General features: G+C 46.1%; 12 protein-coding genes. 6 read left to right on the top strand and 6 right to left on the bottom strand.

Annotated features, from left to right (window positions below; translation table 11 throughout):
• The first annotated feature begins 106 nt into the window (after positions 1-106).
• On the top strand, positions 107-2,245 hold the full coding sequence (locus ACLWBB_RS08305; protein WP_413291158.1) for a DUF1588 domain-containing protein: 2,139 nt from the start codon (positions 107-109) through the stop codon (positions 2,243-2,245).
• 15 nt (positions 2,246-2,260) lie between these two features.
• Positions 2,261-3,757: a DUF1552 domain-containing protein gene (locus tag ACLWBB_RS08300; protein WP_413291157.1), complete on the top strand. Its 1,497-nt coding sequence runs from the start codon at positions 2,261-2,263 to the stop codon at positions 3,755-3,757.
• Positions 3,758-3,759: 2 nt separating this feature from the next.
• On the opposite strand, the gene ACLWBB_RS08295 is transcribed toward ACLWBB_RS08300, so the two are convergent.
• Both ACLWBB_RS08295 and ACLWBB_RS08290 read right to left on the bottom strand, forming a co-directional pair.
• Positions 3,760-4,029, bottom strand: a complete 270-nt coding sequence (locus tag ACLWBB_RS08295) for a peptidylprolyl isomerase (protein ID WP_413291156.1) — start codon at positions 4,027-4,029, stop codon at positions 3,760-3,762.
• 18 nt (positions 4,030-4,047) lie between these two features.
• Positions 4,048-4,302 carry a hypothetical protein gene (locus ACLWBB_RS08290; protein ID WP_413291155.1) on the bottom strand — a complete coding sequence of 85 codons (255 nt, stop codon included), beginning with the start codon at positions 4,300-4,302 and terminating at the stop codon, positions 4,048-4,050.
• A gap of 118 nt (positions 4,303-4,420) precedes the next feature.
• Between ACLWBB_RS08290 and ACLWBB_RS08285 the strand changes: the two genes are divergently transcribed.
• Positions 4,421-5,809 (top strand): aldehyde dehydrogenase family protein, encoded by a 1,389-nt coding sequence (locus ACLWBB_RS08285; protein ID WP_413291154.1) that lies wholly within the window; start codon positions 4,421-4,423, stop codon positions 5,807-5,809.
• Here the strand turns inward: ACLWBB_RS08285 and ACLWBB_RS08280 are convergent.
• The 3 genes from ACLWBB_RS08280 to ACLWBB_RS08270 form a co-directional block, all read right to left on the bottom strand.
• Positions 5,806-8,052, bottom strand: a complete 2,247-nt coding sequence (locus ACLWBB_RS08280) for a cation:proton antiporter (protein ID WP_413291153.1) — start codon at positions 8,050-8,052, stop codon at positions 5,806-5,808. The two genes, ACLWBB_RS08285 and ACLWBB_RS08280, sit on opposite strands and share 4 nt — an antisense overlap.
• A 128-nt stretch (positions 8,053-8,180) precedes the next feature.
• On the bottom strand, positions 8,181-9,821 hold the full coding sequence (locus ACLWBB_RS08275; RefSeq protein WP_413291152.1) for a S8 family serine peptidase: 1,641 nt from the start codon (positions 9,819-9,821) through the stop codon (positions 8,181-8,183).
• 340 nt (positions 9,822-10,161) lie between these two features.
• Positions 10,162-13,005, bottom strand: coding sequence for a fibronectin type III domain-containing protein (locus ACLWBB_RS08270; protein ID WP_413291151.1), 2,844 nt, complete (start codon positions 13,003-13,005; stop codon positions 10,162-10,164).
• A 232-nt stretch (positions 13,006-13,237) separates the two neighbouring features.
• Here ACLWBB_RS08270 and ACLWBB_RS08265 point away from each other — a divergent pair, with 232 nt between their 5' ends.
• Complete coding sequence (locus ACLWBB_RS08265; RefSeq protein WP_413291150.1) at positions 13,238-13,927, top strand: hypothetical protein; 690 nt, start codon at positions 13,238-13,240, stop codon at positions 13,925-13,927.
• Positions 13,928-14,015: 88 nt separating this feature from the next.
• Entirely contained in the window at positions 14,016-14,321 is a 306-nt protein-coding gene (locus ACLWBB_RS08260; protein WP_413291149.1) for a hypothetical protein, read from the top strand.
• A 165-nt stretch (positions 14,322-14,486) separates the two neighbouring features.
• Here the strand turns inward: ACLWBB_RS08260 and ACLWBB_RS08255 are convergent, their stop codons facing one another.
• Complete coding sequence (locus ACLWBB_RS08255; RefSeq protein ID WP_413291148.1) at positions 14,487-15,128, bottom strand: hypothetical protein; 642 nt, start codon at positions 15,126-15,128, stop codon at positions 14,487-14,489.
• Positions 15,129-15,320: 192 nt separating this feature from the next.
• Between ACLWBB_RS08255 and ACLWBB_RS08250 the strand changes: the two genes are divergently transcribed.
• The gene (locus ACLWBB_RS08250) at positions 15,321-16,172 is read left to right on the top strand and encodes an SdiA-regulated domain-containing protein (RefSeq protein WP_413291147.1); all 852 of its coding nucleotides are present in this window, start codon (positions 15,321-15,323) and stop codon (positions 16,170-16,172) included.
• Positions 16,173-16,196 lie beyond the last annotated feature (24 nt).

Below are 16,196 nucleotides of genomic sequence, written 5' to 3'. Positions count from 1 at the left end.
AAGCGTCTCAATCTCGGAATCTCTCTCTATCTTTTTCAGTTTAAACCGATTCCAAATGGCATACTGATTTTGTCCGCACTCAAAGGGGCTTTGCAAGGGGGATGGATTGCAACGGGCACTTGTGGCATTTGTCGCTATTGTCATTTTAGGCGTGCTTCCGCTCGCGTTTCAAAACTGCGGACGCGGCTTCGTCAGTGAAACCTCTGGTGAAATGAATCTTGGTTCTAGTGCGGGCAATCAACCCGACTATGTTCCTGAAAATAACGACGTCGTTCAAGGGAAAGCCCTCTACCAAACCAATTGCAGTGGTTGCCATGGTGATTATCAAAACACGGCTCTTGTCGGAAAAACCGCCTTGGACATTCGTAATGCCACAACACGCGTTTCACAAATGTTTGCGTTTCAAGCTCTTTCAGATCGCGAAGTCGAACTGATCGCCATCGCACTAAACATGGGAAATGACCGTTCACCGGGAGCTTCACCAACACCGACTCAGGCGCCTACACCAACACCAACGGCGACACCTGCTCCGACTCCGACACCATCACCGGGTTCAACGCCTGCACCAACACCGACAGCTACGCTGACTCCAACTCCTACGGTAACGCCGACGCCTACTCCTGGCCCTGCGGCCAACTTCTTCCCTTGCGAGCCAGGATCTGATCCAGGTATCCGAGATTTACGCCGTCTTTCACGTCGCGAGTATTTGCAAACTTTGAAAATGCTCACTCAAAATAGAGTGAACCTGGCAGATCTTCAGGCACAAATAGATCTTCTGCCACCAGACATCGTGTCAGAGGTTTTTGATTCTACAGACCCGTCAATGTCGGCGTCTCATATTGCTGCCTACATGGCTATTGCAAAAGCGTTGGCGCCTCGCTTAAGCACAAACGCGCAATGGCTCCAAGGCGTTTTGAACTGTACTTACACTCAAGGAATGACCGACACTTGTTGGAACAACTTCTTTAATGGATTTGCAACACAAGTCTATCGCCGTCCACTAACTGCCGCTGAAAAAACGACTTATAAAGAAATCTACAGCTCTGAATTCGGTGGCAGCGTCAGCGCCGGTCTTGAAGTAGTCACGATGACCATGTTGCAATCCCCGCATTTCATCTACAAAGTAGAGCTTGCGGGCTCTCCAATACCAAACCGTACCGACCTGCTTACACTGAATGAATACGAGCTAGCTTCAAGAATCGCTTTCCTTGCGACAGGGCGCGGGCCCGACTTTACTTTGCTGACCGAAGTTGCCACTGGAAAGTTGAAAACTGATGCCGGCTATCAAACTGTTGTAAATCGCATTTTCGGCACTGCAGAATCCCGCGAACACATTCGCGAGTTCTATGCGCAGTGGTTGGGCACCAACCGCATGCCGGCACCTGCTCATTCCGCATGGTTCCTTGGCAATATTCCACGCGATCAAATCGTTCCGGAAGCGACTCAAGAAATTGTCGACTTCACCAACTATTTCACATACCAGACGCAAGGAACTTACAAAGACCTACTAACTTCGCCAGTTAACTTCATCAAAGGCCAAGCTCTGACATCTATTTATGGCGCCACGTCGACATCAACTTTGTCAGATGTAGAGCGCTCTGGTGTGATGAGCCGCACAGGTTTTATGTTAAGTCCGACAAACAACAACAGCCTAGTTCATCGCGGTCTTGCCGTACGAAGAAATATTCTTTGCGACTCTATTTCTTTGCCAGTCATCGCCGAGAACGAAAAAGAACTGTTCACGGCACCGACTCCAGATCCGAAGATGTCACAACGACAACAAATTGAAACACGCACAAGCCCGATCCGTTGTCAGGCCTGCCATGCACTCATCAATCCAATGGGCTTTGTGATGGAGAACTACAACTCTTTTGGCAAGTATCGCACTGTCGAATCGATTTTTGACGCTAACGGAAACGTCCTTGCGACTCATCAAGTAAATGCGCGCGTGAAGCCAAATATCGAAAGCACCAACGAGCCCGAGGTTAATGGCCTTAAAGAGATGGCGCACGCAATAGCCAATAGCTCTAAAGGTCCTGCTTGTATGGTGAAACAATGGGCCACCTATAACCAAGGTCGCGCAACAACAATCGCGGATAGCTGTTCCTTGAACACCAGCTACACGCAGCTCACAAATCCAGACAAAGTCAGCGCCAGTGGTGATAAACCAGGAACTCTGCTGAATATGATTAAGTCTCCGGCATTTGATCCGCACTTCCGCTTGCGCAAGCGCGGAACTCAGTAAGAAGGAAGAGTCGTCATGAAAAAAAATATCTCGCGACGTCAGTTTTTAAAAGGTACGGGCTCTGTCAGCCTGGCGCTACCGCTACTTCCTTCTCTTTTATCTAGGGCTGAAGCACAAACGGCGATGCCGAGTCCAAAACGCTTCATCGCTGTTCATAGCGGTCACTGCCAAGCCGTCGAGCAATGGCTGCCAGACCCTGCGAAGTTTACATTTACTGAAAAAGACACCTATACTCGTGAAGTTGCGCTCTCTGCAATTCCGGATTTGATGTCGCCAATCCTCGCTTCATCTTTTGATAGCCTTCGCTCTAAGTTGCTCATTCTTTCTCGTCTAGATCCAACATCGCCAACACCGAATCACAATGCCGAGTGCATGTTAACCGGCGGAGTTTTGAGTGAGGCTCAAAACAGTGTTGATCAGATTTTGGCAAGAAAGCTTTATAATGGTTCTCCGTTGAATTTGTATGTTCGCTCGGTCTCTGATGGAAACTACAACGGAGCTTCTCATGTGAGTGTGGCCAATGGCCAGTACAGCCCTGGGCAGTTCAACCCGTCTTCGGTTTTCCAAAGTCTATTTGGCACCACGACTGGCGGAGGAGCCCCCCCTGCAGACCCCAACAAGATGACCCGCCGGGATCTGCTTGTCGTCGATAAAGTTTTTAAAGAGTATCAGGCTCTCAAACAAAACAAAAATCTTTCTAAGGTAGATTTGCAGCGCCTCGAGCAACATATGGCTTTGATTTCAGACGTCGAAAAGAAGCTGCAAAGCAATCTGGTGGCAGCTCCGCAGATGACTTGCACAAGTCCTACGGGACCAACAAGCTCTCCGGTGAAATCTTCTAACAACGCTGACTATCAGGTTGTTATCGACCAGATGTTTGATGTGATTGAAGTCGGCATTAAATGCGGCAAGATTCAAGTCGCGACTCTGATGATGCATGTGTATGACTATTTTGATGGCTCTGTGAATTTCATTCCTGGGATTACAGGGTCGGTCCGTTTTCATGATGACATCAATCACGCAGGCACGGATGAACTTCGTGCGATGAAGCTTGCTTTAAATCGCTGGTTCGGCGAGCGCGTTTCAAGGTTTTTAAAACGCCTCGATGTTGTCGAAGATCCAAATACGGGAATGACTTACTTGGATAACTCACTTGTGATGTGGGGTAACGACCAAGGCACAACTAAAAACACCAACGCTCATAATTCTGTGAACATGCCGGTACTTCTTGCTGGCAGTGCCGGCGGATTCTTCAAAACCGGTCGTTACATTGACTATGGACCTTCTTATGGAACTCTCCGACGCCCTGTAGGTGGTGACGAGAGCGCCTATAAAAAAGGACGTCCGTATAATCAACTCTTGATCACCATCTTGCAATCCATGGGTTTACAACCCGTCGATTACGAGACCGGGACAGTGCAGGGATTTGGCGTGTACGGATCAATGACTTCGGCACACAACTACTTGCCGGGAAATCACCGTCGCGATCTTTTACCTTTTATTAAAGGATAGATTTAGCTGCGTCTAAGAATTATGTGGTAGCCGAACTTGGTGCGAACCGGTTTGGCGCTCATCTCACCTGGCTTAAGTGCAAAGGCAGCGTCTTCAAAATCCTCATCCGCACGACCTGACTTTAGATCGCCAAGGTCCCCACCGTCTTTTGCCGAAGGGCATTTTGAAAAACGCACGGCCAACTCTTCAAAGCTTTTGCCTTGCTTCAGAAGACGCAACACGTCCTCGGCTTCGTATTCATGTGTCACCAAAATATGAGAGATTTTTGCCATGCCTAGGACTATAGAATTTTATCTTTGCAAAGTCACGGTGCCTTTAAGCTTATAGCCGCCGTTACTGGTAGCTTGCATATCGCCTAAAGACTGACTGATACGGACATTGCCCTTATAGGCCCCGACAGTCTCTTTCGCAGAGCCAGCGTTGATCTGAGCGAAATTACGCGGGTCCTTAGCTGGAACTTCTTTGGGATCTGCGATGGTACTAAGACTTTCCACCGTTGGAATAGCGTTCGAACACCCAAACAGGGCTGAAACTGCAAGTATCATAATGAGACTTTTAGCAAGAAGTCGTACGAACACCATAGTCCCTTATCGGAATAAACCGGAACGATCTTAACAAGAATGCCTTTTGCCGATTCGCTAAAACTTTGATAGCCTCTCCTCTATGACAATCGAACAGCTTTTTGAGTCTCAAAGAAAGAATAGTTGGAACTTGCGTACTGCACCCCTTCACGAGCGTGTGGAAGGCCTAAAAAAACTCTCGCTCTGGATCGAGTCCCACCAAGACCAGATTTGCCAAGCGATGAGCGAGGATTTCGGCAAACCCGAAATGGAAGTTCTGATGACAGAAATCTACCCTGTCCTTCAGGAAATCCACTACGCCATGAAGAACCTGAAAAAGTGGGCTCGTCCACAAAAGGTTTCTCCGCCGTTACTACTGGTTGGCACTAAAAACGCTATCTACTATGAGCCCAAAGGTGTGGTGTTAATTATCGCCCCTTGGAACTACCCTTTCAACTTGGCAATGATTCCTGTGGTGGCGGCCCTCGCTGCCGGCAATTGCGTAATTTTAAAACCTTCAGAACTGACGCCTAAAACCAGTCAGCTGATGGAAGACATGCTTTCAAGTATTTTTGCTCCGAACCACGTTTTGGTGGCTCAAGGCGACAAAGATATTTCCACGAAACTTTTAAGTCTGCCTTTTGATCACATCTTCTTCACTGGCAGCACTCAGGTTGGAAAGATTGTCATGAAAGCTGCCAGCGAACATCTTAGCGATGTCACGCTAGAGCTTGGTGGAAAATCTCCGGCGATTATTGATTCTTCGGCGGATTTAGATTGGACTGCGCAGAAAATTGCGTGGGGCAAATTCGTCAACGCTGGTCAAACTTGCCTGGCTCCGGATTATCTTTTTGTTGATTCCGAAATCTACGGTGTTTTCATGGAAAAATTGAAACATCAGCTGGAAGTCCTTTACAAAGACCCAGCCAAAGATTTGGCGCGAGTGATTTCAAGCCGTCACTTACAAAGACTCAGCAGTCTTTTTAATGAGGCACTCTCGGCTGGAGCAAAACTTGTGTATGGTGGACAGTTTGACTTTCAAAAGAACACCCTGTCACCAACAGTGATCGATCAAGTACCAGTGACTACTCAAGTGATGTTGGAAGAAATCTTTGGTCCCCTCTTGCCCGTACTTAAATTCAATAACTTGAACGAGACCATTGAGTTTGTGAATGCTCGTCCAAAGCCGTTGTCTTTCTATATTTTTAGCAAAAACAAAGCTAATGTCGATCGCCTTTTGGCGGCGACCACGGCAGGTGGGGTTTGTGTGAATGATTCTGTCATTCATTTTGCCAATCACAACCTTCCGTTTGGTGGCGTGGGTGAAAGCGGTTTGGGTAATTACCATGGCCATTATGGTTTCAAAACGTTTTCGCACTCGAAATCCGTTCTTAAACAATCCGCGCTGGGTCGCTTGTTAAATTTGATCTATCCTCCGTATACTCCGTGGAAGATCAAACTTGCCAAGTTTTTGATTCGTTGGAAGATCTAAAGCTCAAGAGTACGGATTAGACGACGATCGCCTACGATCCATAACAGATCCCCGGTTTCAATGATAAGCGCTGAATCCGGGTTTAGAATCCGTTTTCCTTGTCGTTCTATTCCGACCACGATGCCTTTGGTAGCTTCCCGCAGCCCCGAAAGACGAATCGTCTTACCAACAAACGGAGACTTTTCCGTCACAAGATATTGCTCAAGACTGTAGTCCCTGTTCACACCCGAAATATCCACAAGAGCTTTTTCGAAATCCAAGAATTTTTTAAACTTCAAAAGCTGCTCATCGGTGCCAATTACAAAAATATGATCGAGAGGCATCAACATCTCGTTCCTACCAGGCGCGGTGATTCGTCGTCCCCCTCGGCGGATTAAGGCAATGGTAACGCCGTACTTTTCACGAATGGACAGGCTTTCCAAGGGACTGCCAACATAATTTGCATCTTGGGGTACTTCAAACTCAACCAGATGTGCGTCCCAAGGTGCCAGTGGCGGCATCTCGGTGTCTTGCGCTTTTTTCAACTGCTGTTCTTTTTCCTCGATACCTTTTCGGTGTAAATTAATTAAAAATCGGCTTTCGATAGAGCCATAAAGTTTTTCAAGCACGCTGTAAAACAAAAACATACAGATAGTGACAGCCAAGAGCACAAGTACCGCATAAAAGAATTGAGGAATAAATTGAGTAATCAGTGCCACCAGCAGAATCACGCCCCAAACAATACGGAACAATGACAAAAACAAAATCGAAGACCGAGCTCCACGGTTTTTCCAAATCATTGAAAACGAATAGCCCTCTACTTTGCTAAATACCAGAGCCCAAAAAAATGGAGCCGACAAAAACAACGTCACCGAAATCCCAAAAGAAACGCGAAGAACTTCGCCTCCCATTTTCTCTTGCAACCAGGGCCTCACACCTTGAGATATCGACAAAAAGATCGCGATAATAATCACAGTATTTAGAAGCATTTTAAGACTGAAGTTTTTTAAGTACTCGCGTCGCGTGGTCATCGATCCACTCGTGGGCAAAAGACTGTAGGAATCTAAGGCCTTTCGCACCTTAACTGGCATAAACTTTTCTAGAACAGAATAGATCCCGTCAGCACCTTTCACCATGTAAGGAGTGATAAAAGCCGTGACGATCGATATTGCAACCGCCAAGGGATACAAAAGCTCATTAGTCACTTTCAGTGACAACCCAAGCCCGGCGATGATGTAGGAAAACTCTCCGATTTGCGCAAGGCTTAAGCCTGTTTGAATCGACGTTTTTAGATTTTGCCCCGAAATCAACGAACCAAAGGTCACGCTGAAGACCTTTCCTAAGACCACCACTAAACTAAACAGAAGCACAAGCTCCCAATGATCGACTAAAACTAGCGGATCAATTAACATGCCTACTGACACAAAAAAGATAGCAGAGAATAAATCCTTTACCGAACGAGTGACATGTTCAATTCTTTCGCCTTCACTAGTTTCAGCAAGCAAAGAGCCCATAATAAACGCCCCCAGCGCCGGAGAGAACCCCGCCTTCGTCGCTAGCACCACCATTAGAAAACAAAGCCCCAACGAGACAATCACAGTCGCTTCAGGATTTAATAGAAAACGGATTCGTTTCACAAGATTCGGAAGAACAAAAACCCCTACCATGAACCACAAACACAAAAAGAAAATCAACCGCGAGAACTGCTCAATCAGCTGAATCCCCTGAAACTCGCGACTAATCGCCAAGGTTGAAAGCAGCACCATCATCAGAACCGCGGCCAAGTCCTCAAAAATCAAAATACCAACAACAAGACTGACAAATCGCCGTCCTTTAAGCCCTAACTCATCAAATGTTTTCACTAAGATTGTAGTAGAGGAAATCGAAATCACAGCGCCAAGAAACAGACTGCTCATCCAATCCCACCCAGAAACTTGCCCTGCAACGAACCCCAAAAATACCATTACACTGATCTGAAACACGGCAGTGATGCCAGCAGAGGCCCCGACACTCATCAATTTGCGGAAACTGAACTCTAAGCCAATGGCAAAAAGCAAAAAGATGACGCCAATCTCAGCCCAAATACTAATACCTGCGTGATCTATGACCGAGGGAAAGTAAGGTTGATGAGGCCCCACCAACATGCCGGCCACAAGATAGCCCAACACCACCGGCTGCTTGAGTTTTTTAAAAATCAAACTCACGACTGCGGCAACAACCAGAATAAGCGCCAAATCTTGAATGATCTGCGGCAAATGAGTCATTCCTCTATCTTGCCGGGTGGATTCACGCCGACACAAGAGCGTGAAGAAAAAAGGATACGACGTAGATCTAAAATAAAAAAAGGGCCCCATTGGGACCCTTTTCATTTTTGCTTTTTCTTAATTTCTTCTTATTTGCCCAAAGCTGCGTTGACAGCCGCTTCAGCATTAACAAGACCAGCACCCAATTCGTTGTTGGCATTTGAACCCAACAAAGACTGAGCTGTTTTTTGAAGGATCGCTTTTACTTCTGTTGGTTTCAAAGCTTTGTTAGCACCTTTTACAAGAGCTACAACACCAGCAACGTGTGGAGTTGCCATAGATGTTCCGTCAAACGCTGCGTAGTCTGTTTTCAAAGTCATGATAGAAGCAGTCGCAGGCATGCCAGCGTCCAATTCAGCTTTCAACTCTTCACCAACAGTTTGTTCAACCATCGCTGCGAAGATTTCCAAAGTAGTGCCGTCTTGAGTGATTGCACCGCTGATCAAACCAGGAGCGTTGTTGTAGATAATCACGCCAGCAGCTTTTGCAGCCAAAGCATTTTTAACTTTGTCTCCGAAAGTGATCTCGCCACGAGAAATCAAAGCGTACTTACCAGTGAAATCGCGACCAACGAAATCTTCTGGCTTACCAAGACCAGCGTAAACAAGCTCAGTGTCTACCGCCATGCTTGATTCTTTAGCGCCTTGGAAAGATTTGCTTTCAACTTTTTTAGCTACGTTTTTAGTCGTTACATAAACTTCAGATTCGCGGCCAGAACCCATTGGAACTGTAGAAACAACCGCAACACCAGGAGCAACGATTGCAAGCTCTGGTCCGAATTGAGAGAAGTCTGCTTTTTCAAGTTTATTGTTGATAGCGCCTACTGCGATAACAGTTGGCAAAGCTGCTGGGTAGCTAACTACACCAGAACCGTTGTTACCAGAAGCGGCTACAACAGTGATACCAGCTTGGTCAGCGGCGTCGATCGCTGCTCTTTCAGCAGGAGTACTCCACATACCACCCAAAGACATAGAGATTACATCTACGTTCTCAGTGACACCCCAGTTGATACCTTGAGCGATCGCGATGTTGCTGCAACCTGCAGAAGAACAAACACGGCCCATCAAAACCTTTGCTTCAGGAGCAACACCTGTGAAACCAGCAGCATCTTCGATACCTGCGATAGTTCCAGAAACGTGAGTTCCGTGACCCATATTATCAGAGAAGTCGCTGCCATTGCTTGCACCTGTGAAGTCTTGACCTTTTTCAAAGTTAGCTTTCAAAGATGGATGTTCAGCATCGATACCTGTGTCCAACACAAGAACGCGAGTGCCAGAACCTTTATTTCCAGAAGCTTTCCAAGCCTCAGGAGCTTTTACAGCATCGATACCCCAAGGTTTTCCTGGAGCCGCTGTTGCAGAAGCCATTACCGATTTGTTTTTAGAGTTAACAACAAAACCCTTCATTGGTTTTGGAGCTGGATGGAAGATTTCTTTTTCAATCAAAGCAACTTCAGAGTTGTTTTGAAGCTTTGCGATCTCAGCCGCATCTGCGCTGACAACCAAAGTGTTTAGGTTTTCAAGCTTGTCGACAACGTTTGCATTGACCTTAGAAAAGGTGTTGCCAAAACCAAAGCTGTTAAAAAAGCCTTTATCTTTATTAGATAAAGTGGTGCTCGCTGTTTTGAAAGACTGTGTCGATTTCAAAACGACAAGGTAACGCTCCCCTGCAAACGCTCCGCTTGTCAGCACAAGAGAAATGAACGCCGCTAATACTACTTGTAACTTCATGATCCCCCCCAAATTTCCATGGACTTCAAACTGAAATCCTTACTTGGCTAACGATCAGATTCCAAATTGGAACCAGATGCAAGCAAACTATTTCTTTATTTCGTCAAAGAATTCAGACTTAAAAATCTGAAAAAACCTGTCGTGAACGAGCGGTTCCATTTTGGAACCTCAAATCCATTACAAATTAGTTTGAAGCGGTGAGATAAGAGAAAGTAATAGGAATCATTACTCAAATTAGAACTTATGCTTACAAAATAATCAAAAAATTCCAACGCGGCGCAAATAAAAAAGAGCCCTTTTCAGAGCTCTTTTTCGCGGGACCATTTCGTACCACACACTTTTAGCGGTTGGTTTTCACAGTGCGAGTAACACCTGTATAGGCGTTCCCAACGGCATCGTGGCCACGAACTTGAACCGAGTAAGTCGTATTCGAAGAAAGCCCCGTGAGTGTCACTGAGTGGCTGGTCTTCAATGTGCTCGACTCGGCCGTCGCTTGATTGATGTTAGCGCCAACACCAAACCATACTTGTGACGTCGCAGGCTCACTCGTTGTCCAAGTAACTGTGATTGTATTCGTAGTTACAGAGAAGCTTGGCCCGCTTACTGATGGAGCTGTTGTATCTACAACCCATGAATAAGAAGCACCCACTACATCCATATTTCCGAACGCATCGACTGCTTTTACTGTGATCTTATGAGAACCATCGCCAATTCCTGTGTACACTTTCGGAGATACACACGCTTGGAAGGAAGCGCCATCCAAAGAGCACAAGAACGTTGCATTTGCCTGGTCTGCTTCGAAGGTCACAGTCATAGTCACTTTATTAGTAGGCGACTCACCAGGAGTTGCACTTGTAATAATAGTCTTGATCGGTTTGATCACCGCAAACTGATAACTTGCTCCCACCGGATCCATGTTACCTGCAGCATCCACAGCTTTTGCAATAAAGGTATGAGAACCAAGTGCCAAACCAGAATAACTGACAACAGCGCCACAAGAACTCATCGGAGCGCCATCCAAAGAACACATATAAGTCACATCTGGCTCGTCCGAGCTAAGGCTAACACTAGCTTGGTCTGCGCTCACGCTACCATTTACTGAAGTACCTGGAGCTTTCGTATCCACCACCCAGTTATACTGAACAGTCGCACTGATGTTGCCTGCCAAGTCCACCGCACGAACTTGCATCATATGCATACCATCTGCCAAACCAGAATTTTCTCTTGGACTTTCACAAGCTGCGAAGCCTGCATTATCCAAGTTACACTCGAAACTGCCATCTTCATTTGATGACATTGCAAATGCATTACGATCTGAGTTCGTAGGACTCATAGTAATTTCAGCAGCCAACGAAGCTACTGGAGCTGTTTGATCCACGATAAATTGATGAGTCACAGCCGGAGAGCTATTACCCGCCTCATCTACGCCATAGACAGAAACGCTATAGCTTCCCTCTGCTAAGCCTTGCAGGCTCAAAGGATTTTGGAAAGCGCTTGCCGCACCACCATTAACAGATGCAAATAACGAAGCTCCTTGTGGCGCATTGATCGCCATTTCAAGATGGTCCACGTTAATATTGCTAGCCGCCGAAGGTAAGATATCGCCGAAGCTTACAACCGGAGCTGTAAGATCGATCGACCAAGTCAATTCTTTCGGTGCACTTAAGTTTCCGGCAGCATCGGCCGCAGAAATCACAAGTGTATGTTCACCTTCGTTCAAGTCTTTAGCAACAAACGGAGATTGGCAGGCTTCAGCCTGAGCACCATCAAAGCTACAGAAACTCTCAGCGGTTTCGCTCAAAGCAAACTCGACAGAGATATTCTTAGCATTTGTTAAACCAGCGGCTGGGCTGACTACACCCAATGCAATTTCAGGAGCCGTTCTATCAATAATCCAAGAGTAGCTGATTTCAAGACCTTGATTTTGAGCGGCGTCAATCGCACGAACTTTCAATAAGTGGCTTCCCTCGCTCAAACCACTCATCGCTAGTGGTGATGCGCACGCAGCATAAGCGCCATTATCAAATGAGCACTCGAAAGTGGATGTTTCATCAGCACTGAACACGAAGTTCTTATCTGTAGATTGCCCCACTGAATCGATCGGAGAAATATCGATAAAGCTTGCAGTTGGAGCTGTCGCATCCACCGTCCAGCGGAATGTTGCCGGAGCTTTACCCACATTACCTAATGAATCCGTAGCATTTACAGAGAACAAGTGCACGCCTTCTGCCAAACCACTATAAGTCATTGGCGAAGAACAAGCCACAGCCGTAGCTCCGTCAAAGCTACACTTAAACGTTGATCCCTGCTTGCTAGCCGTGAAGTCAAATGTCATTTCGCGAGAGTTTGTAAGCTCTGGCAATGATGAGCTGTTCGTAATAGTCACTGTAGGTGCGATCGCATCCACCTTCCAAGAGTAAGAAGCTGGAGTTGCATCCTCGAGTCCCTGTGGGCTCTTCGCATAAACTTTAAAGCTGTGTGTACCACTTGCTAAGTTTGAATAGCTATATGGTGAAGAACACATTTCAGCAGCAGCACCATCCAAAGAACACCAGAAAGAGTTTCCTTCCGTGCTACTAGAGAAGTAGAACGAAATACTTGTTGAAGATGTTGGAGACTTCGCTGGGTCTGCAGAATCCAAAGTAGTATCTGGAGCTACTGGAACTGGAGTCGGCTCTGGAGTCGGAGTCGTACCAGGAGTTGGTGAAGGCTCTGGGCACTTCGAATAAGACTTGCCTTTAAAAGTAATTTTCGCAGAAACAACGGCAAGCTTCTTACCATGAAGATGAACTTTTAAAACCCCGTCGTTCTTCTTAATACGTGCCAAGAACATATGGAAAGGCTCGGCACCATTTAAATAGACTTTGTGAAGTTTGAATTTACCAGAAGAAACGTTTTTCTTTTTATTGTAGTCCATCGACTCCATCGAGCGACGACCATCTTTACGGCTGAATTTGAAACCATTGAATGAAAGCGGAATGTTTTCAGTGATTGTCTGTTTTCCATCAAGAACCAATTCAAGTTCAATATCGTCCCAAACGATTGTGCGATCCGAAAGGAAATCTAATTTTTCAACGGACATAAAGAGATGGTTTGAGCCTTTCACAGGCTGCAAAGCTACGCTTTCTTCGACCTCTGTCGCGCACGGCTTGTTATCGAACTTACACGCCGGCAGGACGGTCATAAACGCAACTAGACCAAACACCAAAGTGGTTTTTTGAGCACATGAGAGCATAAACGTTCCTTCGGTTAATACGTCCAACTTGAATCGCTATTAATAAATATTATCATAGAGATAAGGCGCCCATTCGAAATTACCGAACAGCGATCGACATTCTTAATTTCGTACGATTTCCTGGCCTTGTCTTCGACCTTGGCCCCACTAAAATGAGATGTATCAGAATGGGAGTTACATTATGAAACGGTCACTGTTGTTTTTATTCACCGCAATTCTGCTTTTAACTTTCGTGCCTCAAAAATCACTGTCGGCCTCAGGACGCGGTGGCGGAGGTTTCTTCCTAGATGAAACTTTCGTTCCCGTATATGTGAACAGGAACGATACTTGCTGCTTCAACACGGCTCCAGGCGTAGCGACTCAATCAGGTCTCGGCTTCGATCTTCGTACTACTTTAGGTTATACTTTCGGCGGCAACTATTTGGTGGGCGTTACCTACAATACCTACAGCTTATCGACAAAACGTGCCGCTGTTAGCGGTGGCGACTCTGGTTTGGAAGAAACCACTAGTCAATCCGAGATGGGACCGACGCTTGGTTATGTCACAAATGGCTGGCGTGTCCTTGCAACCTACTTTATCTCTGGCTCAAAATCGAATCAGAGAAAAGACGTCGATACGGCTGGCGCGAGCGTCAGCGATATCACAATTAAAAACAGTAAGCTTTCGGGATTTCAGTTAGCGTTTGGATACACTTTCGCGCTTGGCTCTTACTTCGAAATCGGTCCAAGCTTAGTTTACAAGAGTCTGACATACACAAATCAGGAAAAAATCGATGCCCTGGGAGCCAGTGGCTACGCGGATTCAGAGCTCTATACCAAGGCGGTAGAGAACACGCTCACCCCTATGATCTCTATGCAGTTGCGATTTTAAGAGGTGCTCGCGGCCTCTGTCTGAAGAAAATCCCTGTCAGAATACTGACAGTGGGTTTTCTCACGCCCGTAGCTTATAACTGTGTCCTATGAACACAAAGCTCCTGACCCTAACATTTCTAGTAAGCGCCTATTGTCTTCCAACTTTGGCTTCTGAAGCACCTTGGATTTTTACTTCTTCGATGGCTTCAAAAAACGAGATGATTAGCATCCAGAAAAAAGAATTCTGCCGTCCAATTTCGACAACATTGATGTCGAATAAATGCGTGCAGTACAAGCAAGGCTACGTCTGCCCACAAGAAGATGAAGGTCAGTTTGTGATCTCTACTTACAACTCTAAAAAAGATTGTGACAAGGCCCTGAAAAGAGCCAAAAAACTTTTAGCACGTAAATAATGCGGGGAATTTTATGCAAAAAATTATCTTTAACATAACGTGGCTTTTAGCAACTCTCAGAAGCGCTGACAACTCAGCCAAAGTCACACCTGTAAAACAAAAAGCAGGATAAAAAAAAAGCCCGGTGTTACCCGGGCTTTTTTATTTTTCTCTTTCTTAAACCGATTACCAGCGACGGAAAACGATTCTGTAAAGATCAAATTGAGAGTGGTCAGTGTGGCTTTCGATAGTGCACGGAGAGCACTCGAAGTTTCTGTCACCGCGGCACTCAACCATACGGCTGCGCTCAAGTTCACATTTTTGTCTCGCTACAGCTGTCTTGTTGTCATAGAAATGGAAAGTTTGAACGAATTCACGCTCTGGAGTTCCATAACCAGGGTTGCCTGGGTAACCTGGGCCAGGACCTGGGCGTCCCGGACGACCTGGACCTGGACGTACTGGGCCGGGACCTGGGCGACCAGGACCTGGATAGTAGCCACCGTTATTCACGAGTTGATATACAACATAGCTTGAGTGATCAGAGTGTTTGATTTCAGAGCAAGGACTGCACTGATAGTCACGAGTTGCGTTACAACGGAAATCCGCTGCACGAGCATTCTTACAGTTTTGAATTGCAACTGCAGTTTTGTCGTCAGTGAAGTGAACTTCATCAACTTGTTGCCATTCACCACCGCGGTTAGGATATCCGCCGCCGTGACCTTGTCCTGGATCGCCGATCTCTCCCCAAACTTGCGCTTGCGCATTCGCTGCGAAAGCTAAAGTCATACATACAGTAAGAACTTTTGCGAAATTTTTTAAAGTGTTCATGTGGTTTCTCCCTTTATTCCTTTATTGCGTTACGAATTATCACTAAAGCAAGCGCCGGGCCAAGTTGTTTAGTGTCAGTTTGACTCCTAAACGTTCCCTGGATATGGTCGCGCTTTTGCATGAGGTGATGACGACAGTCCATCTCTTGCAAACACCTACTGGACAAGCAATCTAAGGACTGAGGAGACTTACATGAAAGTACTAATTACAGGTTTGGCTACAGCGTGTCTAATGGCGGCAATTCCCGCTTTCGCGGTCAATGAGGCCGCAAGTGTTTTGGCCGACTATTCAAAAGTGGACGAAGTGATACCACTTCCAGATGTTGGCGGTAACTTGTCAGGCATCACTTATAATTATGATACTGGCACTTATTTCTTAGTACAAAATAACTACGGCAAACTTTTTGAGTATGACCGCAGCTTCAAAAAACCGCTTCGTATTATTAATATGATCAACCTTAAAGACGATGACACTGAAGACATCGTTTACTTGGGTCAGGGCCGTTACGCGGTGAGCACTGAAGACAACTATATCTTTATTTTCTCGATTGCACCGAAGCAGACCACTGTAGATATGAGTCCTTCTCGCGTTGATGTTCAGCAGTTCACTCTTCCGTCACCAAGAAAAGACAATAAAGGACTTGAGGGCGTTTGCTTTACTCGCAACAGCAAAGATGGCCGCGGAGTCTTCTTCGCAGTTCAAGAACAAAAACCAAAACGCATTTTTGCATTTAACTGGCCGAACTCAAACGACGACTTTAAACGTAACTTCGGTTTGACAGAGCCTTTCGATACAGAAGCAATTATGAAACATCGCTTGAGCGATCTTTCTGGCTGCACATTCGATGACAGCACCAATCACCTTTTGGTTCTTAGCCACGAATCTTCACGTTTGATGGAGCTTGGTCGCACAGGTCACATCGTCAACACTCTAGATATCCCTGCAGTAGCTTCTCAATACGAGGGTGTTACTTTCGGTGCAAATCGCGAGTTGATGCTTGTAAGCGAACCAAGCACGCTTGTGATCATGAAAAAGCGCCAATAAATTGGGAGCATGTGGCTCAAAGGA

This window comes from Bdellovibrio sp. HCB337 (assembly GCF_047302465.1).
Lineage (GTDB): Bacteria > Bdellovibrionota > Bdellovibrionia > Bdellovibrionales > Bdellovibrionaceae > JACMRP01.
Note: the sequence above shows the minus strand (reverse complement) of the source record. Positions and strands in the feature narration are given on the sequence as shown.